The organism is Methylomonas sp. 2F7 (assembly GCF_057126975.1).
Genome location: NZ_CP195203.1, coordinates 1115775 through 1135272, shown reverse-complemented (window position 1 = coordinate 1135272; position 19498 = coordinate 1115775). Strand labels below are relative to the sequence as shown.

Genomic DNA, 19498 nt, shown 5'->3' with positions numbered 1-19498 from the left:
CTACCATCATGCGCCCTTATTGCTTGGCTTGTTTACGGGCTTTCCAAACTTCCAGCACGATCGGCAAGATCGAAATCAGCACGATGCCCAACACTACCAACTCGAAGTTTTTCTTCACCAGCGGAATATTGCCGAAGAAATAGCCGGCAAACACGCAGATCAACACCCATGCCACTCCGCCGACAATGTTATACAGAATGAAAGTGCTGTAAGGCATTTTGCCTATCCCGGCCACGAACGGCGCAAAGGTGCGCACAATCGGTACAAAACGCGCCAGCACGATGGTTTTGCCGCCATAGGTATCGTAAAACGCTTGGGCGCGATCAAGGTGTTCGCGGTTTACCCAGCTCAGCGAATAGGCGCGCTGACCAATGCTGCGGCCTATCCAATAGTTGACGGTATCGCCCAGCACCGCCGCAGCTCCCAAGACACCGAGCAATATCGGCAGATTGAAAGCATCCATTGCCACGAACGCACCGGCGGCAAACAACAGGGAATCGCCGGGCAAAAACGGCATCACCACGAAACCGGTCTCGACAAAAATCACCAAAAACAAAATGGCATAGGTCAGCGTGCCGTAGTCGCTGATGATATTGGCCAAATGTTTATCGATGTGCAGCAGAATGTCGGTCAAATAGTGTAGCCAGTCCATGTTTTACTCTTTTCGGTTAAAAAATCTCGGTCAATAGTATCTGCTACCAATGACAGTTGTTCGGCACGCTATAAAAAATAAGCCGCTACCGCCGCACTTACCAAACCAAGTACCAACGCCAGCAGCCACAACCAAATTTTAGGTTTCGCGGTTTTTTGTTCGTAAGCCACGCCTTCGATGCGAGCATTGACTGCTTTTAATTTACCGCCGGTATCGCGGGCAACTTCATAGAACATCACATCGCCGCGCACAGGACGGCGGGCCATGCCTTTTAACGAAGAAATATGGACAAAAATGTCTTTGTCGCCATTATCCGGCTGAATAAAGCCAAAACCTCTATCGTCTTTCCAGGTTTTTAAAACACCCTTTAGGATGGTCGTATCCGCCATCTTTTCACCTCTAGTTAATTATTATTCTTGTGTTTTTAGTCTGAAACATCCGGGAAACGTCATATCCCTGCTTCCGCCCCAAAACCATAAAACCCGACTTGAGCATCTGATCGATTACGCCTTTCCTGACTTTACGATCACCGGCAAACCGAGCATCCGTCAATAGATGCGTTAACTGTTTTACCTGCAAACAGGATTGGCGAACAGCCTACCGTTTTGCCTGTTCGGTTACGATGGTTAGTTTGCGAATGACGACGACCACACCCGGCGTCGATGTTCAGAAAAACACTGACAAATCGGCTAACGATATCTTTCACCGCTAACCGATCCGATTGGAGACAAGACGACGTTTCCAGCTATCGCGCAAAACGCCGCCTCTAATTAAAATTTCTTATCAATCAAAACCTTGTCGTCAATAACCAGCTTCGAGACGCCTCCCAATGCCAAATGCAAGGTGCATGATGCGGTTTTGAAGTTGGAGTCTTTCTCGCCTATCCATTCCATCGTTACGTAGGTGGTTTTGTCCGTATCTGTTTTGGACGGGAAATAAACCTGAGTTCCGGTTTTGTTTTCGATCAATTTAGGACATTTTTGGGTAGCCATCTCCTGCATAGCCACCAGCGTGCGAATTTGCGCGGCTGCCTCTTTTTCCTCGTTGGATTGATCCTTGCTGACGCCCACCATGATAAAACCGGCTACAAACACCCCCACGACAGCGATCATCAATTTCTGTGTTTCACCCATTGTTGCTCTCCTCTGTTTTGTAGTTATTTTTTCGGCGAATCCGAATTGTCACCCTTCGGATTCTATGCCAATTGACCGGTATCGGCAATGCGCCTGACAAAAGCCTTACTGCGGATCAACCTGCGCAATCCAATCGCCCAAATTGTAGTAGTTGGTGATGCGCGCTACTTTGCCGTCGCGGATATCGAAAAACGCGCCGGCCGGCAACCGGTAGGTTTGGCCATTGGCTTCCGGTAGGCCTTCGTCGGTGTTCAGGTATTCGCCCAACACCACAAACTCGGCCGCGCCGCGCGTGCCCTCTTCGTTGGCCATAATCACCATGTCCACCAACTGTTCTTTATAGTGGTGATTCATTTTTTTCATGAACTCTGCGAAAGCGGCCTTGCCTTGCTCGCGGTCGCCTTGGTTAATGTCATGTACCACATCATCGGTCAACAAGCTCAGAAAGGTATCCATGTCGCCGCTGTTGAATGCTTGATAGTACTGTTCGATAAGTTTTTTTGCTTGTTGCATAGTGGTCTTGAGCCTAGATTAAAAACCGTCAATTTTGCCAGAAGCCCGGCTTTTTTTCAGCTTAAAATTCCACGCCCTGCTCGGCCTTGATGCCGGCGGCATAAGCGTGCTTGATTCTGGTCATCTCGGTGACCGTGTCGGCAGCCTCAATGACTTCCGGCGCCGCATTCCTGCCGGTCATCACCAAATGCAGCCAGGCGGGTTTGTCGTTTTTGATGAAATCGGCGATTTCCTGGCCGCTGATCCAGCCGTAGCCGCAGCAATAATTGATTTCGTCCAGGATCACTAGATCGAATTCTTCGGAGAGGATTTTTTGCTTACTAAACTCCCAAATTTCCCGACTGGTCTTGATGTCCTGTTCCGGGTTCTTGGTGTCCCAGGTAAAACCGTCGCCCAAGGCATGCCATTCTATTTCTTCGAAACGCGTCGCCGCCCGTTGCTCACCGGTTTGCCATTGACCTTTGATGAATTGGATCACACAGACTTTCATGCCCCAGCCGGCGGCGCGGAACACCATGCCAAACGCACTTGAGGACTTACCTTTACCTTCGCCGGTATGTACCAATACTACTCCGTGTCTTCTATCTCTGGTTTTCATTAATTATGCTTCTCTGGCCCGTGTATCGGCAGCTTGTTTAAATTGGTCGAGCATTGTAACAACTTATCAGCGGCCGAGAGGCAGAAGCGGGATTACGGCACCGCTGCCGATCTTAGAACGTTCCGGAACGGCAAAGGATTCGGTTTCGAATACTTTTGCCGTGCTTGAGTAGCGGCAATCGGGTATTGAACTAGCCTATTACCCGCTTGCGCAAATTAGAAAAACCAAATGCACACAAACCGGCAGCAAAGGTCCAAAACGCGGCAGGTAACGGCACGGGGGCGTAGCTAAAACCGCTGCCGCTCTGCAACTGATAACGTCTATCGGCAATCCCCAGATACACCAACCCGGTGTTCCCAAAATTGGCCGAGGACTCGGTCAGGGTTGGTTTGAAATAGCTGCTGGCACCCGCTCCGACTTCTAGAAAGGCGTCCAACGAAATCAAGGTATTGACCGGCACCGAAAATGTCGCCACCCCGGTACATGACGCCATCCATGAGCAACTGAAACTACGCGGCGTATAGCCGTTTTCCGTGAAAGAGATCCTGTCACCCGTACTAAGTTGAACGGTACCGCTAGCGGCGGCGGTTCCCGATAGCGCTCCTGACACTAAGTAAGTCAAGGTCAGATCGATGTTTCGACCGCTGGGCCCCACCAACTTGAAGTTATCGGCAAACGACACTTTGCTGCTACCACTGGCGACATTGGCGGCATAGGCCGTCGCGCTGGCGCTGGCGCTAGCTTTCAGTACACCCGGACTCACAAAACCGCTAGCGGACGAACGATAAATCTCCGAGAGACTGCCCGGCCCACCGTTATTGGGTACTTTATAAAACGCATTGACGGAATCCGCGGACGGGCCATCGATACTATTCACGACATTGGAATCAGCATCATAGGATTGACTACCGTAGGCGGCATTGGCGCTGGCTATCACGGTCAAGGATGTGGTGTACGCGTTGGCCGCCGGCACATAAGCCATTACGGTAAATAACGGCAGTAAAATTGTAAATCGATTCATGCGAACCTCTGGGAAGATAGGTTGAAAAAAATTTTAACCTGGCGTTACCGCCATAAAGGCTTTCTCAGCCGAAAAAGCAAACCCAGAATGCCGCTGCCAAATAGCCAAACGGACGCTGGAAGTGGTACAGGGGAGTAATCAAAACCACTGCTACTGACTATGCGTTGTCTCGTATCTACCGGGCTAATAAATATCCGGGCAGTATTGCCGTAATTGGCAAGAGCGTCGCCGTATTTATGGCTTTCATCGGTGTTGGCCGCAGCAAGAACTTCCAAAAAACCGGAAATCGATATATCCCAATTGGCAGGTACTGAAACAGTGGCTTTGCCGGTACACGAGTTAATGTTTGATGAGCAATTAAACTGCAGGGGGGAGGCCAAAGCCTCACTCGCGTTAATGTTAAACGTGTCATCGTACGAAGATATTTTTAAGCCGCCTTTGACTTTTGCTAACCCCTGCAAACTGCCGCTTAAGTGATATTCGATATTAATGTCGACGAATAATTTACTCGAAAAAATAGAGAAAGTATCCGTGAATTCGGCATTGGCAACTCCAACCACACCCAAATTATTTGGATGTGGGCCATCTAAAAAATAACCGGCACTGGCGTAGGCTTTTAATATGCCTGGACTAGCGTCGGCTGAAGCTATTGCTTGTCTTCTATAGGAATAGCCTGATTCGGTGTTGGCATCGAACCCTTGATCGTAAACCGAACCATAAGCGTGTGACACTGCGTTTGTATGAGAATCGGTTTGACCATCTGCAAACGGCAATACCGTGTACGGCGATGGATCAGGATACGAATGCCCCCCTACTTTAGCGCCTGCGCTGGCGAATGTTGTATAAGCATGTAGTGTGGGTGAGCTGCAAAGTAATAGCCCAGCTATGATGTATTGACGCTTCATGACGACCCTCTTTTTTGGTATTCAATTAAGGTACCATAGAAATACCAGATAGAAATATTTGCGTCAATCGTAAATTCTTGGATTTATTTCGGTACTATTTCACAGATTTTTTCCGAGAATTGGAGTTTGCGTGTCCATCCTAGTTTTAGCCAGCTATGTCCATGCCCACTGCCTGCACGTTGAGCGCCTGCCCTGTTCAGGCGAATCCGTGCAAGCTACCGGCATAATTGAGGAGCACGGCGGTAAGGGTTTGAATGTCGGCTTAGCCGCGCATAAACAAGGCGCTGAGGTGGCAATGCTATTGCCGCTGGGAATGGATGCAGTTGCGGACAGTGTGATTACATTACTGAAGAATGAAGGACTGGACGACCGCTGGCTTCTAAGAACAGGACCACAATCCGGTTTTGGTGTCGGCTTTATAGGCCCGAATGGCGAGAATTTTTTGGCCGTCTATCCAGGCGCCAACGCCCTGTTGAATAAGGAACATGTCGAACAGGCCTTAGCCGCCCTTCCAGAACTAAATTTGATTTACGCCCAGTTTGAAATCCCGGAAGCACCAATCCGCAAAGCGTTCGAGATCGCACGTCAGCGCGGCATCCGAACGATGCTGAATCCGTCACCCTGGCGCCAACCTGATCCTGGCTTATTAAAGCTAACCGATATTTTGGTGGCAAACGAAACCGAAGCCGCGTCACTATTCGGCCTAAGCAACAGTGAAATCAGTCTGGAGCGGTGGATGAATAACTTAGCCAACTGTGCGGAACAAATTGCCTGGTCAGGAGAGCTACTGGTGGTAACGCTAGGTGAAGCGGGATGCGTGGCCTTAACGAAAGATAACGTCGTATATCAACCGGCTTGGCCCGTTGCCGCACTGGACGCCACCGGCGCCGGTGACGCGTTCAGCGCCGGCCTGGCGACTGCCTTAATGAATAATCTGAGTTTAACTGAGGCTTTGAGCCGAGCCTGTGCCAGCGGTGCCTGGGTCGCCAAGCATCGTGGCGTATTAGGATGCTTGCCGAGCCAAGCCGAGATTGACAACTTTATGCAAACCAATCCAAGGCCAAAAACAGTCTAGTTCGGCCGGATTTTCAGATTGACTCGGTAGGTGTAGGCGTCACCACGAAACGTGCCTTCGACATACTCCACGATCTGCCCATTGTCGGCGTAGGTCTTGCGCTTCAACAATAAACACGGCCCCGGCTGGTCGAAACCGAATACGGCGGCTTCCACCTCATCGCTCAGCACTGCTTCTATGGATTGCTCAGCATGGACCAAGCCCAAGTCGCAGTGGGTCTCAAGGTATTGATAAGCAGATCCTTCGCCGTCCCACTCGGCCAAAGCCGGTGCCACGCTTAGATCGTACCAAGCCACTTCGCGCGATAGCGGCATACCGTCTCCCAAGCGCACCCTTACCAAACGTAGAAATCGAGTAGAGGCAGGACGATTAAAAATAGAAGCGATAGTTCTATCAACGACAATCTTGTGCTCGAGAATTTGCGTGGACGGGGTAATCCCCAGCTCGCGCATTTCCTCGGTGAAGCCTTTCAGCTTGCCCATCTCCGGATTGATCCGCGAAGGCGGCGCTTTGACTGTGACGCCGGCGCGGCCATGAGTGGCAATACAATCCTGAGCCCGCAATTCTTCGTAACAACGCCGCACCGTAGTGCGACTGAGATCCAACGCTTCCGCTAAAGCCCGCTCGGATGGCAGACTAAAACCATCTCCGAGCTCGCCTGACTGGATCATATCGGTGATGCGTCTTTGCAGTTGCTTGTAGACAGGCTCGGAAATACCGGTGTTCGGGCGAATTTTCTCAATGAAAGCGCTGCTATCATTGGCGGCGGAAGTATCGGCTTTTATTTCGATATTGCTGGAAACACTAGAAGGCATTGTGGTTGACCCGGCATTTTTATTTACGCAGCAAATTGTGAATCTTAAAGCACAAGATAGCCGCTGCCAGTAAAAAAGTGATGGCGTTGGCGACTATGATAGCTATGTTCGCTAAATAGATGCCATAAATTAACCACAGCAACACCCCCAAAGTAAACATGCTGTACATGCCTAGCGATAAGGAATCGGTATCGCGGGTTTTGAAGGTCATAATCGCTTGCGGCAGAAAAGAGGCAGTCGTCAAGGTCGCCGCCAGATAACCGATCAGCTCGGGGATTAGGTCCATGTCAGAAAAATCAAGCCTTGAAATGTTGCCAGCCAAAGTAGCCTAAGGCGACGAGCAATAATTGCGCAAAAGCCAGCAGCCAGAAATAACCCACAAACATCATGATTTTAACCGGCGTTTCCTGACTTTGTTTGGAACTAAGCAACCAACCGCCAATGCCGGAAATAACAGCGACGACCAGCAAGCCAGCAATAACGATACTCATCGCAATTAGCGCGGCGGCGGCGCCAACACCTCGCGGGAGCCGTTGGTTTCCGGCATGCTGACCACGCCGGCGTTTTCCATGTCTTCGATAATGCGCGCCGCCCGGTTGTAACCGATTTTGAAGCGGCGTTGCACGCTGGATATAGAAGCCTTACGAGATTCAGTGACAAAAGCCACTGCTTCGTCGTAGAGCGCATCGGACTCGCTGTCCTCGCTGTCCAAACCGGCCACTTCGCCGCTATCGGTACGTTCCTGGGTGATTTCGTCCAGATAATTGGTCGGACCGGTTTTTTTCAAGAATTCCACCACGCGATGGACTTCGTGATCATCCACAAACGCACCGTGAGCACGCAACGGGATGCTGGTGCCGGACGGCAAGAACAGCATGTCGCCGTTACCCAGCAAGGCTTCCGCACCACCTTGGTCGATAATGGTCCGGGAGTCAATGCGCGACGATACCTGGAAGGAAATCCGGGTCGGGACGTTGGCTTTAATCAAACCGGTCAAGACATCGACGGAAGGTCTTTGCGTTGCTAATACCAAGTGAATACCGGCAGCACGAGCTTTTTGCGCCAAACGCGCAATCAGTTCTTCAACCTTTTTACCAACCACCATCATCATGTCGGCCAACTCGTCAATGACGATGACAATGCTCGGTAGCGTGTCCAATAGAGGATAATCTTCCAAGGCCACAGGGGTTTCGGGACGGAACAAAGGATCGCGAATCGGCTGACCGGCAGCTTCCGCTTCTCTAACTGCCTGGTTATAACCGGCCAGATTCCGTACGCCCACTTTGGACATCAATTTGTAACGACGCTCCATTTCCGCCACGGCCCAACGCAAAGCATTCTGTGCGTCCTTCATATCCGTAACAACCGGCGTCAGCAAATGCGGAATGCCTTCGTACACCGACAACTCCAGCATCTTCGGGTCTATCATGATCATCCGCACGTCTTCCGGCTTGGATTTATAAAGCAAGCTGAGAATCATCGTGTTGATCGCCACCGATTTACCGGAACCCGTGGTACCGGCCACCAGCGCATGCGGCATTTTGCCCAGATCGGCGACCACCGGCGTACCGGAAATATCCTTGCCCATCGCGATGCTGAGTTTGGATTTAGCCCGTTCAAATTCGTCCGAGACCAACAAATCGCGCAGCGAAACCATCTCCCGTTCCTGATTCGGAATTTCCAAACCGATGACGGACTTGCCTTCGATAATCTCAACAATCCGCACGCTAGTCACCGACAAGCCGCGCGCCAAGTCTTTGGCCAAACTACTGATACGGCTCACTTTCACGCCGGCCGCTAAACGCAATTCGAAACGCGTGATAACCGGACCAGGCAAAACCGCTTCCACTTCGGCAGCGATACCGTAGTCCTGCAACACGTCTTCCACCTGCCGGGAAATTTCTTCCAGCTCTATTTTGGAATAGCGTTTAACTTTGATTTCGCGCTTATCCAGCAATGACAAGGTTGGCAAGGCATTGATGTAGGCGCCGGGTTCCATATCATCGACAGGCTTGCTGTCTTTTCTACGCAAAGGTCTAACCGCAGCGGCAGCAGACGGTTGCGCGGTTTCCAGTACTTGAATCTGCGGTTTTTTCGCGCGTTCTTCGGTTTTAACTTCAGGTTGCTGACTACGTGGTTTCTTGGCTTCTTTTGCAGACTCAGGTCGCACCGATTTGTCTGCGCGGTAACGCTCTGGCACCTCTACCGCCTGCCTGCCCACCACCGAACAGGCAGTCATGGCGCATTTACCGATAAAGGCCATCATCGTCAGCCAGGACAAGCCGGTAAACAAAGTCACACCGGTCATAAAAATGGCGAGCAATAACAAGGTAGAGCCCGAGTTACCTAACAAATGCACCAAGGCGTCGCCGATCTCCCGCCCCAGAATGCCGCCAGGACTCTCCGGTAAATCTACTTTGGTACGCAGAAAATGCAGATGCAAAAACAGAATCGCCGAACCGGAAACCGTTGTAGCCAGGAAACCTGCCGAACGCGATGCCAGTGCCCACTGCCCACCGGTCTGGCGGGAGCCTTGAAACAAGATGTAGCCATACCAGAAAATCATGATGGGAATCAGGTAAGCCATCAAGCCCAGGAAACTCAGGACAAAATCCGCCAGCCAAGCGCCAAACAAACCGCAGGCATTGCTGATGGATTGATACGATGTGCTATGGCTCCAACCCGGATCGTTGGAGTTAAAAGTGACTAGGGCAATTAAAAAAAACAACGCACAACTCGAAAATCCCAGTAATGCGATTTCGCGATAGCCTCGCGCGGCTTTCTCTTCCACAACAGCAACCATAATTGTCGGCTCACAATAAAAGCGTCACAAAACATGATTATAGATGATGTAAATCGATTTCACATTAGCTTTACCGGCCACGCCTTTAAAAACCAGTTGGTAAATCGGTTTTATCGCGGGGGGAATGCCCTTATAATTTTGCTACCCTAACCCGCATGGAGACTCGACATAATGGCTGCCGCAAAACATTGCAAACTTTTAATCCTAGGTTCCGGCCCGGCCGGTTACACCGCAGCCGTTTACGCCGCGCGCGCCAATCTGAATCCGGTGATGATCACCGGCATGCAACAAGGCGGCCAATTGACCACCACCACTGAAGTGGACAACTGGCCCGGCGACGTGGAAGGCTTGCAAGGCCCGGATTTGATGGAACGGATGCGTCTACACGCAGAACGATTCAACACCGAAATCATTTTCGACCATATTCATACCGCCGATCTGTCGCAAAAGCCGTTTACCTTGACCGGCGACGCTGGCGTCTACACCTGCGATGCCTTGATCATCGCCACCGGCGCGTCGGCCAAATATTTGGGACTGGACTCCGAAGAAGCTTTCAAAGGTAAAGGCGTTTCCGCCTGCGCCACTTGCGACGGCTTCTTTTACCGCAATAAACCGGTCGCGGTGATCGGCGGCGGTAATACTGCTGTGGAGGAAGCCTTGTACTTGTCCAACATCGCCTCCGAGGTGATCGTAGTACATAGACGCGACAAATTCCGCTCCGAAAAAATCTTGTCGGACAAATTGATCGAAAAATCCAAGTCCGGCAATGTGCGTATCGAGTGGAACCATCAACTGGACGAAGTGCTGGGCGACGAGATGGGCGTGACCGGTCTGCGCATTAAAAACAGCCAGGACGGCTCGACCAAAGATTTGGATGTGCACGGTGTGTTCATCGCCATCGGCCACACCCCCAATACCGATATTTTTACCGGTCAATTGAAAATGGAACACGGTTATATTGTGGTGAACAGCGGCATTCACGGCAACGCCACCGCGACCAGTGTACCTGGTGTATTCGCGGCTGGCGACGTGATGGACTCGCATTACAAACAAGCCATTACCTCGGCCGGTGCCGGCTGTATGGCGGCATTGGATGTGGAAAAATACTTGGATGAGTTAGTTGGCTAAAGCGTTGATTTTGTGACTACTGGTCACGTTGCCGCGAGCGGTTACGTGACCTACCAATTTAAGCGGCTACAAATAATTCAAAGCCAGCGTCATCGTTCCTCCCAATCTCCCCGCTTTCAGTATACCCAAGGCAGCAGCCGCCAAGTAGATTGGCAAAATTCCGCATAAACACTGCCAAACTCGGCCAACAACATCCGCTCTTCAATTTCGATGCGCCGGCTAAACGCCCATATTGTCGGCACCAGCAAGGTCGCCAAAGCGACAAAATCCCCCATCGCCACACCGGCGGCAAACAAGGCGATCAACAAGCCGGTGTAGGCCGGATGCCGCAACCAGCGATACGGACCTTCCTTTATCAGACGATGCTCTTGTTGTATCGCTACATTCGTCGTAAAAAATCGCCCCAATTGCATCACCGCCGTGTAACGCAGATAGAGCCCGGCGGCAAACAACGCCATTGCCATTGCTTGCCTAGGCAGATACTCAAGCTTGATCGGTGCCAAGGCCAGATTCTTAAACCATAAGGCCAGGCCCAAACTGATCAAGATACTGATCCACAATACACGTTGCGAACGCCGTTCGGTACTCAAAATCGACCCTGCATGCACCGCAGTGCGGCGAGCCAACATAATCTCCGCCGCCATCCAAATTAAGCACAGCATTAGCCACAAAATCCGTACCGATGTCATTGATCGCCCTCCGGCGAAAAAGTCAGTGAAATGACGGGTATGCCAGGATGCCCGCGCCTCGTGTAACATACCGCAATTTGCCGGCTGTTATGAATAAGATCATAGAACTGAAACAGGTTTATAAGGATTACCCGCAAGCCGGCACGCTGCAAACCGTTTTGCACGACATCAATCTGGACATTTACCCCGGCGAATTCGTCGCCATCGTCGGGCCGTCAGGCAACGGCAAATCCACTTTATTGAATCTGCTTACCGGCATCGACCATCCCAGCCAAGGCCAAGTCATCGTCAATGGTGCCGAGCTGCAAAAACTCAGTAACGAAAAGCTCACCCGTTGGCGCGGCGCCAATATCGGCATCGTGTTTCAGTTTTTTCAGTTATTACCAGCCCTGAATCTGCTGCAAAATATCGTACTGCCGATGGACTTTCTCGGCTCATTAAACAAACACCAACGCCGCGAACGGGCCATGCATTTGCTGGAACTGGTCGGTCTAACCGATGCGGCGGAGCGCTTGCCCAGCCAGGTTTCCGGTGGCCAGCAACAACGGGCGGCGATTGCCCGCGCGCTGGCAAACGACCCGCCGCTGATCGTCGCTGACGAACCGACGGGCAATCTGGATGCGGCCACTGCCGATTCCGTGTTCGATTTGTTCGCGCACCTGCGGGATCAAGGCAAAACCCTGGTGATGGTCACCCACAACGAGACCCTGGCCGATGCCGCCAGCCGCAAACTGGAAATTCGTTCCGGACGAATCCACGCCGACAGCCAGCCGGCAGGCGCCAGGTGAATACGCTTTGGCAGAAAGTCTGGGCCGACTTGTGGCTAACAAAAAGCCGTACTGCCCTGGCGATTGTTAGCATCGCCGTCGGCGTCTGTTGTGTCGGCACTTTATTCGGCATGATCGACTTGCTGCTGGGCAAAATGGATGCCGCACATCGGCAATCGCAGCCCTCGCATATCAATCTGATTTTGCGACACGATGCGGACATCAGTTTGTTGGAGCAAATCAAGGCCATACCTGGCGTAGCCGGCGTCGATACGATGACACCGCTGAGCGTGCATTTCCGCCAACCCGGCGAAACCGACTGGCATCTAGGTACGTTGATTATTCGGCCAGATTATGAAGAACAGCATTTCGATAAAACCGCTTTGCAATCCGGTAATTGGCCAAGCGGAGATCAAATTGCGATTGAAAACCTCTCCGCGCTGTCCAGCGACATACAAAGCGGCAACATCGAATTCGAAACCGCCCTAGGGCCGCAAACCTTGCCTATCGGCGGCATCGTCCGTCATCCGTTTGTTAAACCGCCCAAATTCGGCGGCCAGGTGCATTTTTTTGCCAGCGTAGCCCATGCTGCCCAGTTCGGGATTCCGGCACACAGTTTTCGGCAGTTATTGGTGCAAATCGCCGAACCTTACAGCAGCGAATCCGCCCGTAACGTTGCCGGGCAAATTCGTAGCCTGCTGAGCGAGCGGCATATCGGCGTCAACGTTACCTTGTTGCAAGACCCGCAACAACATTGGGGCCGGCCGTTTTTAGCCGGGATCAACGGCGTGCTGCAAATCATGGCCTTAGTCTCGTTAACCCTGGCTAGCGTATTGATTTTAAACACCGTATCCGCTCACATTACCCAGCAAACCGATCAGATCGGCGTCATGAAAGCGCTGGGCGCCAAAACCATAACGATTGCCAAACTGTATCTACTGGAAATCCTATTTTTATCGTTGGTGGCGATCATTTTGGCCATACCGCCTGCCCTAGCCGCCGCTTATTTCAGCGCTTGCCGACTACTGGGTTTATTCAATATCGACTGCGGCGCGTTCGTAATTTCCGTGCCCGCCGTTGCTTACATGCTGCTCGGTGGCCTGCTGGCACCGTTGCTGGCGGGGTTGCCGCCAATTCTGCGCGGTGCGGCAATGACGGTGCGTGCGGCAATCGCCAGTTATGGCGTGGGCGCGGATTTTGGCTACAACCGTTTCGATCTGCTAATAGAGAAGTTCGGCGCGCGCTTTCTACCGACTTTATCCGCCGCAGCTTTAGGGAATTTGTTCCGCCGTAAAGCCAGGCTGGTCTTAACGCAAAGCGTATTGATCTGTGCCGGCGTGATGTTTTTAGTGCTAACCAGTTTGATCGCCTCGTTGAATTTAACGCTGGACCGGGAAATGGCCCGCAGCCGTTATGCCGTGAGGCTGGGCTTTACCCAAGACCAATCCGAGCAAACAATTCGCGATATTGCCGCCGCAGTAGCCGGCACGGGACAAATTGAATTCTGGCAACGCTCAAGCTTGCAAATTGCCAAGGAGGGCCAAGCTTTACAGCAAAAGGGCAGCCTGGGCCTACAACTGCTCGCATTGCCAAAAAACTCAAGCATGTATCAACCGCTGATCGAATCCGGGCGCTGGTTGCAAACCGGTGACGCCGGCCAGCGCGTGCTGGTGCTGAGTGCGGATACGGCAGAGCTGAACGGTATCCGAGCCGGCGATATGCTGGACGTCGCGCTCGGAGCCGATCACGAGAGATGGCAAGTGATAGGCATCTATCGTTGGTTGGCCGGCAACAGCTATACGGTAGAACCGGCCTATGCGCCGCTGGAAACCCTCCGGCAGATTACCCAAAACCGGGAATTGGCATCGTTTGCGTTGCTCAATACGCCGGTTGCAGACCTACATCAGGAGGCCGATTATCTACGCAACTTGCAACAACAGTTTCAGGAGCATGGCATACAACTGGATGTTTACACCACGCTCGCCAAACTGGAACAACGCCAGTTTACCCGCAACCAGTTCAAGCCCGTGTTGAACACCCTGCTGGGCCTTGCCTGCATGATTGCGGCAGTCGGCGGTATTGGTCTGTCAGGCACGTTGGCAATTAGCGTATTGCAGCGCATTCGCGAAATTGGCGTATTGCGCGCCATCGGCGCCCCCTCCCAAAAAGTGTTCCGCATGTTCTTACTGGAAGGTCTGCTGCATGGCGGCATAGCTTGGTTGCTGAGTATTCCGTTGGCTTATTTGGCCGCCGAGCCGCTAGCCAAAACACTCGGACGAACTATGCTTGGCATACAACTGGATTTCCGCTTCGACTTATGGGCAATTCTGTATTGGCTGCTGATTGTACTTACGGTAGCTTGGATCGCTGCTTTCTGGCCGGCGCGTAAGGCAACCCGCCTAAGCATTAGAGAATGTTTGGGACACTGAATGGCTCAGCATTGGGTTTTAGCGATTAACCCGACCCTATTTGGCTGAGCTCGCCGAAGCCCTGGCTGGTGCGCCCTTCAACTGCCTCAGCACCCTAAAGGGCACTCAGACTAGCAGCATTAGGGGCCGGGTTAATAAATAAGCCATAACCACTTATCAATGACTAAAAACGCTTTGATTAACCGCATTAAATTTCTGCTACTGGGCTGCTGCTTGCTAGCCAGCTTTGCAGCGCTGGCCGACGTACCGGTGCGAATCGGCGTATTAGCCTATCGGCCCAAGCCGCAAACCCTGGAACAATGGCAAGCACTGAGTAAAGTCTTGCACCAAGCCATACCTGAGCGCGAATTCATCATCGAAGCTTTGAACTACGACGAACTGGAAGCCGGTGTAAACAGTAAACAATTGGACTTTGTGCTGACCAATCCCGGCCACTATGTCCACATCAGCTATCAGCATGGTATTTCAGCACCGCTGGCAACATTGCTCAGACACGAGAACGGCCGCTCCCAAGATGTGTTCGGCGGCGTGATCTTCGCGCTGGCCGAACGCGGGGATATAAACGCGCTAAGCGATCTGCGCGGCAAAAAAATCGCGGTTACCAGCCAAGATTCCTTGGGCGGATTCCAGATGCAAGCTTACGAAGCCGCCCAAGCCGGAATAGACCTTACCAAAACCTCAAAATTGCTGCTGACGGGGATGCCGCACGATGCAGTAATGGAAGCGGTATTGTCAGGGCAAGCCGATATAGGATTCATCCGCAGCGGCGTTCTGGAGGATTTGGCCACCAGAGGCCAGCTCGACTTGGGGCGGATCAAAATCCTCAATTTGCAAACATCCGCGAACTTCGCACTGTTATCGACGCAACTTTATCCGGAGTGGCCGTTTGTCGCCTTGCCGAGCGTAGACCGCGAGCTGGCCAAAAAAGTCGCCGGCACTTTGTTAATGATGGGCCCCGACCTTATTCCAGGGATTGATGGCTTTACCATACCGGCCGATTACAATTCGGTAGAACAATTACTGCGGCACTTGCGTGCCAAGCCGTTCGACGCCGTTCCGCTATTCACGTTGACCGATATTTGGCAACGTTACCCTACACCGGTGCTGGCAATCAGCGCCGGCGTATTCCTGGTGGTGTTGCTCAGTTTGAGTTTATTCTCGATGAACCGTTATCTGGCGGCGGAACGGCGCCGAGTCCGCGAACAAAATATTCGGCTGGCGGACAGCGAATATCGCTGGAAATTTGCCCTGGAAGGTGCCGACGAAGGCGTATGGGATTGGGATATCGTCAGCGGCGAGGTATTTTTCTCGCCGCGCTGGAAGTCGATGATAGGTTATGAACCCGAAGAATTCGCCAATAACTTCGACGCCTGGCGGAACAGCCTACATCCGGAAGACACGGAGCGGGTGCTGCAGATCCTGTCTGACTACTTCGACGGCAAGAATAAATTGTATTGGGTGGAGTTTCGCATGCGCTGCAAGGACGGACGCTATAAGTGGATACTCGCCAAGGGCATGGTGGTAGCGCACACACCGGAAGGCAAACCGCAACGGATGCTGGGTACGCACGTCGATATCGACAAGCATAAACAGATCGAGCAGGAATTAAGGCAAAGCCACGATGCCTTGTTGCGCTCCAACGTTGATCTGGAGCAGTTCGCTTATAGCGTATCCCACGACATGCGCCAGCCCTTGCGCATGGTCTCCGGCCATTTGCAGTTTTTGCAACGCAATCTGCCTGAATCGCTGGACGAAGACGCGCGGCAAAATCTGAATTTTGCCTTGGAAGGCGCCAAGCGCATGGACGCGATGATCGTCTCGCTGCTGGAGTATTCGCGCGTCGGCCGTAAAACCCAAGAGAAATCCTGGATTGCCAGCGATGCGGTCCGCGATGAAGTGTTGCAATTCGTCGAACCCCTGGCGGCACAGTGCCAAGCCAATATCCGTTGCCAAGGCGACTGGCCTATTCTGTATGCCAGCCGCGACGAACTCAGCCGCTTGCTGCAAAACCTGCTGGTTAATGCCCTGCACTATCGCCAAGAATACCAAGCTCCCGTTATCGACGTTAACTCCGAAGTCAGTGACGGCTTTTGGCGGCTGAGTGTGCGCGACAACGGTATCGGTATAGACCCTGGACAATTTGATCGGCTGTTTCAGTTCTTCAGCCGCCTACAAGCACGCACGCGTTTCGAAGGCACCGGTATGGGCCTGGCTTTGTGCCGACGCATAATCGAACATCACAACGGCAAAATTTGGGTGGATTCAGCCGGCGAAGGCCAGGGCTCATGTTTTACTTTTGAAATTCCCTTGGGCTATACCCCCGCTACCGACAGTCAGCCGACATGAATAATCACCCAGAAACCTCGGTTGGCGCCCAACCACGCTCAAGCCTTAGCAAACCTAGGTATTACAGCCACTGGCTAACGGTAGCAGTCCTGCTAATTACACTGTTGACCAGCTACCAGGCTTGGCTGATTGCGATCGAGGACTTGGAACACGAGCGGCGGCTCTATTTCGATTTCCGCGTCCGGCAATTGGTGCAAAGTATCGAGCAACGGCTGGTCGCTTACGAGCAAATGTTATATGGCGCCAGGGGATTATTTGCGGCATCAGGACTGGTGCAACGCCACGAATATCGGGAATATGTCTCCGCACTGAACCTCGATCAACGCTTTCCCGGCATCCAGGGCGTAGGATTTTCGCTGTGGATACCTAAAACCGAGAAAGACCGGCATGTTGCCGAGTTGCGCAAACAGGGCTTCGCCGATTACGACATCCATCCTATCGGCGAGCGGGATTTTTACTCATCGATTATTTATCTGGAACCGTTTTCCGGCCGGAATCTTCGCGCCTTCAGTTACGACATGTTCTCCGAACCCACCCGCAACCTGGCATTAAGCTATGCCCGCGATAACAACAGCCTGGGTGTTACCGGAAAAGTTAAGTTAATACAGGAAACCGAACAAGACGTGCAAGCCGGCTTTTTAATGTACCTGCCGGTGTATAAAAAAGACGTACCGCACGACACGCTGGAGCAGCGCCGCGCCAATCTATTGGGTTGGGTTTACGCGCCATTCCGCACCAAGGACTTAATGACCGGGATTGGCGGCGAACTAGAAAGCGATTTGGGATTGGAAATATTCGACGGGGAAACATTAAACGAAGAAAGCCGCATGTACGGCTCGGCACCGCCGGCAAACATTCAACCACTATTGACCTCCAAACAACAGATTGTTTTGGCTTGCCACCCATGGACCGTATTGATTCATGCCGAACCGAATTTTCAAGCGCGGGTCGATCAAGACAAGCCATTAATTATCGCCGGCAGTAGCGTAAGCCTCAGCCTGCTGCTAAGTTTGCTAACCTGGCAGTTGGTGAACAGCCGCAGCCGGGCAATGGCCCTGGCAGAAAACATGACCGCCGAATTGCGCGAGAGTGAAAGCCGGTTCCGGGCCATGGCGGACTCTGCGCCCGTGATGATTTGGCTCTCGGACACTGCCAAGCGCTGTTACTGGTTCAACAAAGTCTGGTTAGACTTTACCGGGCGCAATATTGAACAAGAACTAGGTAATGGCTGGTCAGAAACCGTGCATCCGGATGATCTGGAGTTTTGTCTAAACCACTACACCCAACACTTTGAAAAACGCCTGCCGTTCAGCATGGAATATCGTATGAGGCGCCACGATGGTGAATATCGCTGGCTGTTGGACACAGGCATTCCCCGTTACGACGACCACGGTGAGTTCGTCGGTTATATCGGCTCGTGCATCGATATTACCGAGCGTAGACAAATCAGCATGGCTCTGGAAACCAGCAACGCCGACCTGAGCCGTTTCGCGGAAATTTCCGCTCATCACTTGATGGAGCCGACTCGCCGCTTCAGCAGTTTTACTCAACGCTTACGCAACTCATTGAAAGTGTATCCGGAAGCCTTAGGCGACGAAGACATTAATAGCAGCCTGGACTATCTGGAACACGACGCCCAGCGTTTAATCGGTCTGGTACGTGACATTCAACTGTATGTGACGGCCGATCAAGCCCGCGACAAAATGACCCATGTGGACGCCAAAGCCGCTGCCGAAGCAGCTATCCAAGCATTAGCGAACACGATAGAGAGTGCAAGCGCAAGTGTCAGCGTCGGCGAACTACCGCATGCCTATATCGATCACCCCCGCATGGCCGAGCTATTTAGATTGCTTTTGGACAATGCACTCAAGCACGGCCGGCCGGCCAATTCTGAACACCCCTTACGGATCGAAATTGGCGGCGTATCCGATCTGGACGTAAATCGTTATTATGTGCGCGATAACGGCAATGGGATAGATGCGGAATACCGGCAACGCGTCTTCGAAATCTTTGAGCGCCTGCATTATCGTGACAACGAGGCCGGTACCGGCATTGGTCTGTCGATAGCCCGCCGCATCGTCAGCAGTTGTCGCGGCAAAATTTGGATTGAAAGTACAGCGCAGAACGGTACGGCAGTGGTGTTCGAGCTACCCAATATCGAAGGAAATAAGCATGACGGATAAATCAACGCCGCTGTTCGATGTGTTGCTGGTGGAAGACGAACCTGCCGACGCCCATCTGGTGAAAATGAGTTTCAAGGAAAACCGGGTGCGTTGCAATCTGCATCATGTCTGGGACGGTGTCGAAGCGCTGGCGTTTTTGCGGCGGCAAGGCGCCGACTATGCCGATGTGCCGCGCCCGGATTTGATCCTGCTGGATCTGAATATGCCGCGCATGAACGGCCGCGAGTTTCTGGCTAAAATCAAGTCGGAACCGGACTTCTCCAGCATCCCGGCTATTGTCCTGACCACTTCCGATATTGAGCGCGACGTGGTCGCAACCTATCAACTAGGCGCCAATAGCTACATTACCAAACCGGTGGATGTCGAACAATTTATCGCGGCGGTTCGGCAAATCGAAGGCTATTGGTTCAATGTAGTGCGCCTACCAAGCAAGCAATAATT

General features: G+C 52.3%; 19 protein-coding genes. 7 read left to right on the top strand and 12 right to left on the bottom strand.

Features of this window, described 5'->3' with window-relative positions:
• Positions 1-16: 16 nt before the first annotated feature.
• The 7 genes from ACR64Q_RS05275 to ACR64Q_RS05245 all read right to left on the bottom strand — a co-directional run bounded on the left by ACR64Q_RS05275 (position 17) and on the right by ACR64Q_RS05245 (position 4822).
• The gene (locus ACR64Q_RS05275) at positions 17-652 is read right to left on the bottom strand and encodes a DedA family protein (RefSeq protein ID WP_313733825.1); all 636 of its coding nucleotides are present in this window, start codon (positions 650-652) and stop codon (positions 17-19) included.
• A 68-nt stretch (positions 653-720) separates the two neighbouring features.
• The gene (locus ACR64Q_RS05270) at positions 721-1041 is read right to left on the bottom strand and encodes a cold shock domain-containing protein (RefSeq protein ID WP_020485435.1); all 321 of its coding nucleotides are present in this window, start codon (positions 1039-1041) and stop codon (positions 721-723) included.
• A gap of 381 nt (positions 1042-1422) precedes the next feature.
• A complete protein-coding gene (locus ACR64Q_RS05265; RefSeq protein ID WP_020485434.1) occupies positions 1423-1785 on the bottom strand; it encodes a hypothetical protein in 363 nt (120 codons plus the stop codon).
• Between the two features lie 105 nt (positions 1786-1890).
• Positions 1891-2298, bottom strand: a complete 408-nt coding sequence (locus ACR64Q_RS05260) for a ketosteroid isomerase-related protein (RefSeq protein WP_020485433.1) — start codon at positions 2296-2298, stop codon at positions 1891-1893.
• A 61-nt stretch (positions 2299-2359) separates the two neighbouring features.
• Positions 2360-2896 carry a cob(I)yrinic acid a,c-diamide adenosyltransferase gene (gene cobO / locus ACR64Q_RS05255; RefSeq protein WP_026147233.1) on the bottom strand — a complete coding sequence of 179 codons (537 nt, stop codon included), beginning with the start codon at positions 2894-2896 and terminating at the stop codon, positions 2360-2362.
• A 190-nt stretch (positions 2897-3086) separates the two neighbouring features.
• Complete coding sequence (locus tag ACR64Q_RS05250; protein WP_313733824.1) at positions 3087-3917, bottom strand: hypothetical protein; 831 nt, start codon at positions 3915-3917, stop codon at positions 3087-3089.
• Positions 3918-3961: 44 nt separating this feature from the next.
• Positions 3962-4822 (bottom strand): PEP-CTERM sorting domain-containing protein, encoded by an 861-nt coding sequence (locus ACR64Q_RS05245; protein WP_313733823.1) that lies wholly within the window; start codon positions 4820-4822, stop codon positions 3962-3964.
• A 130-nt stretch (positions 4823-4952) separates the two neighbouring features.
• On the opposite strand from ACR64Q_RS05245, the gene ACR64Q_RS05240 reads away from it, so the two are divergent.
• Positions 4953-5897, top strand: a complete 945-nt coding sequence (locus ACR64Q_RS05240) for a ribokinase (protein ID WP_313733822.1) — start codon at positions 4953-4955, stop codon at positions 5895-5897.
• On the opposite strand, the gene ACR64Q_RS05235 is transcribed toward ACR64Q_RS05240, so the two are convergent.
• Genes ACR64Q_RS05235 through ACR64Q_RS05220 form a run of 4 tightly spaced genes read right to left on the bottom strand, consistent with a single transcriptional unit; the run spans position 5894 to position 9515 of the window.
• Positions 5894-6712 carry a GntR family transcriptional regulator gene (locus tag ACR64Q_RS05235; protein ID WP_313733821.1) on the bottom strand — a complete coding sequence of 273 codons (819 nt, stop codon included), beginning with the start codon at positions 6710-6712 and terminating at the stop codon, positions 5894-5896. The genes ACR64Q_RS05240 and ACR64Q_RS05235 overlap by 4 nt on opposite strands.
• A 19-nt stretch (positions 6713-6731) precedes the next feature.
• A complete protein-coding gene (locus tag ACR64Q_RS05230; RefSeq protein WP_313733820.1) occupies positions 6732-6998 on the bottom strand; it encodes a SemiSWEET transporter in 267 nt (88 codons plus the stop codon).
• A gap of 10 nt (positions 6999-7008) precedes the next feature.
• On the bottom strand, positions 7009-7203 hold the full coding sequence (locus tag ACR64Q_RS05225) for a hypothetical protein (protein ID WP_313733819.1): 195 nt from the start codon (positions 7201-7203) through the stop codon (positions 7009-7011).
• Positions 7204-7208: 5 nt separating this feature from the next.
• Positions 7209-9515 (bottom strand): DNA translocase FtsK, encoded by a 2307-nt coding sequence (locus ACR64Q_RS05220; RefSeq protein WP_313733818.1) that lies wholly within the window; start codon positions 9513-9515, stop codon positions 7209-7211.
• 171 nt (positions 9516-9686) lie between these two features.
• Here ACR64Q_RS05220 and trxB point away from each other — a divergent pair, with 171 nt between their 5' ends.
• Complete coding sequence (trxB, locus tag ACR64Q_RS05215) at positions 9687-10643, top strand: thioredoxin-disulfide reductase (RefSeq protein ID WP_313733817.1); 957 nt, start codon at positions 9687-9689, stop codon at positions 10641-10643.
• Positions 10644-10759: 116 nt separating this feature from the next.
• Here trxB and ACR64Q_RS05210 read toward each other — a convergent pair whose 3' ends face one another.
• Positions 10760-11305 carry a methyltransferase family protein gene (locus ACR64Q_RS05210; protein ID WP_483823281.1) on the bottom strand — a complete coding sequence of 182 codons (546 nt, stop codon included), beginning with the start codon at positions 11303-11305 and terminating at the stop codon, positions 10760-10762.
• A gap of 116 nt (positions 11306-11421) precedes the next feature.
• Between ACR64Q_RS05210 and ACR64Q_RS05205 the strand changes: the two genes are divergently transcribed.
• From ACR64Q_RS05205 to ACR64Q_RS05185, 5 genes are all read left to right on the top strand, one after another.
• Positions 11422-12120 carry an ABC transporter ATP-binding protein gene (locus ACR64Q_RS05205; RefSeq protein ID WP_313733815.1) on the top strand — a complete coding sequence of 233 codons (699 nt, stop codon included), beginning with the start codon at positions 11422-11424 and terminating at the stop codon, positions 12118-12120.
• Positions 12117-14528 carry an ABC transporter permease gene (locus ACR64Q_RS05200; RefSeq protein WP_313733814.1) on the top strand — a complete coding sequence of 804 codons (2412 nt, stop codon included), beginning with the start codon at positions 12117-12119 and terminating at the stop codon, positions 14526-14528. Before ACR64Q_RS05205 ends, ACR64Q_RS05200 begins: the two co-directional genes overlap by 4 nt.
• Before the next feature lie 159 nt (positions 14529-14687).
• A complete protein-coding gene (locus ACR64Q_RS05195; RefSeq protein WP_313733813.1) occupies positions 14688-16874 on the top strand; it encodes a PhnD/SsuA/transferrin family substrate-binding protein in 2187 nt (728 codons plus the stop codon).
• On the top strand, positions 16871-19057 hold the full coding sequence (locus ACR64Q_RS05190; protein ID WP_313733812.1) for a CHASE domain-containing sensor histidine kinase: 2187 nt from the start codon (positions 16871-16873) through the stop codon (positions 19055-19057). Before ACR64Q_RS05195 ends, ACR64Q_RS05190 begins: the two co-directional genes overlap by 4 nt.
• Positions 19047-19496: a response regulator gene (locus ACR64Q_RS05185; protein ID WP_033155432.1), complete on the top strand. Its 450-nt coding sequence runs from the start codon at positions 19047-19049 to the stop codon at positions 19494-19496. Before ACR64Q_RS05190 ends, ACR64Q_RS05185 begins: the two co-directional genes overlap by 11 nt.
• Positions 19497-19498 lie beyond the last annotated feature (2 nt).

Coding starts and splice junctions, on each gene's coding strand:
- ACR64Q_RS05210 (WP_483823281.1), bottom strand. CDS start 11,305: ATGCTGTGCTTAATTTGGATGGCGGCGGAGATTATGTTGGCTCGCCGC.
- ACR64Q_RS05265 (WP_020485434.1), bottom strand. CDS start 1,785: ATGGGTGAAACACAGAAATTGATGATCGCTGTCGTGGGGGTGTTTGTA.
- trxB (WP_313733817.1), top strand. CDS start 9,687: ATGGCTGCCGCAAAACATTGCAAACTTTTAATCCTAGGTTCCGGCCCG.
- cobO (WP_026147233.1), bottom strand. CDS start 2,896: ATGAAAACCAGAGATAGAAGACACGGAGTAGTATTGGTACATACCGGC.
- ACR64Q_RS05225 (WP_313733819.1), bottom strand. CDS start 7,203: ATGAGTATCGTTATTGCTGGCTTGCTGGTCGTCGCTGTTATTTCCGGC.
- ACR64Q_RS05185 (WP_033155432.1), top strand. CDS start 19,047: ATGACGGATAAATCAACGCCGCTGTTCGATGTGTTGCTGGTGGAAGAC.
- ACR64Q_RS05270 (WP_020485435.1), bottom strand. CDS start 1,041: ATGGCGGATACGACCATCCTAAAGGGTGTTTTAAAAACCTGGAAAGAC.
- ACR64Q_RS05235 (WP_313733821.1), bottom strand. CDS start 6,712: ATGCCTTCTAGTGTTTCCAGCAATATCGAAATAAAAGCCGATACTTCC.
- ACR64Q_RS05195 (WP_313733813.1), top strand. CDS start 14,688: ATGACTAAAAACGCTTTGATTAACCGCATTAAATTTCTGCTACTGGGC.
- ACR64Q_RS05260 (WP_020485433.1), bottom strand. CDS start 2,298: ATGCAACAAGCAAAAAAACTTATCGAACAGTACTATCAAGCATTCAAC.
- ACR64Q_RS05250 (WP_313733824.1), bottom strand. CDS start 3,917: ATGAATCGATTTACAATTTTACTGCCGTTATTTACCGTAATGGCTTAT.
- ACR64Q_RS05205 (WP_313733815.1), top strand. CDS start 11,422: ATGAATAAGATCATAGAACTGAAACAGGTTTATAAGGATTACCCGCAA.
- ACR64Q_RS05275 (WP_313733825.1), bottom strand. CDS start 652: ATGGACTGGCTACACTATTTGACCGACATTCTGCTGCACATCGATAAA.
- ACR64Q_RS05190 (WP_313733812.1), top strand. CDS start 16,871: ATGAATAATCACCCAGAAACCTCGGTTGGCGCCCAACCACGCTCAAGC.
- ACR64Q_RS05245 (WP_313733823.1), bottom strand. CDS start 4,822: ATGAAGCGTCAATACATCATAGCTGGGCTATTACTTTGCAGCTCACCC.
- ACR64Q_RS05220 (WP_313733818.1), bottom strand. CDS start 9,515: ATGGTTGCTGTTGTGGAAGAGAAAGCCGCGCGAGGCTATCGCGAAATC.
- ACR64Q_RS05230 (WP_313733820.1), bottom strand. CDS start 6,998: ATGGACCTAATCCCCGAGCTGATCGGTTATCTGGCGGCGACCTTGACG.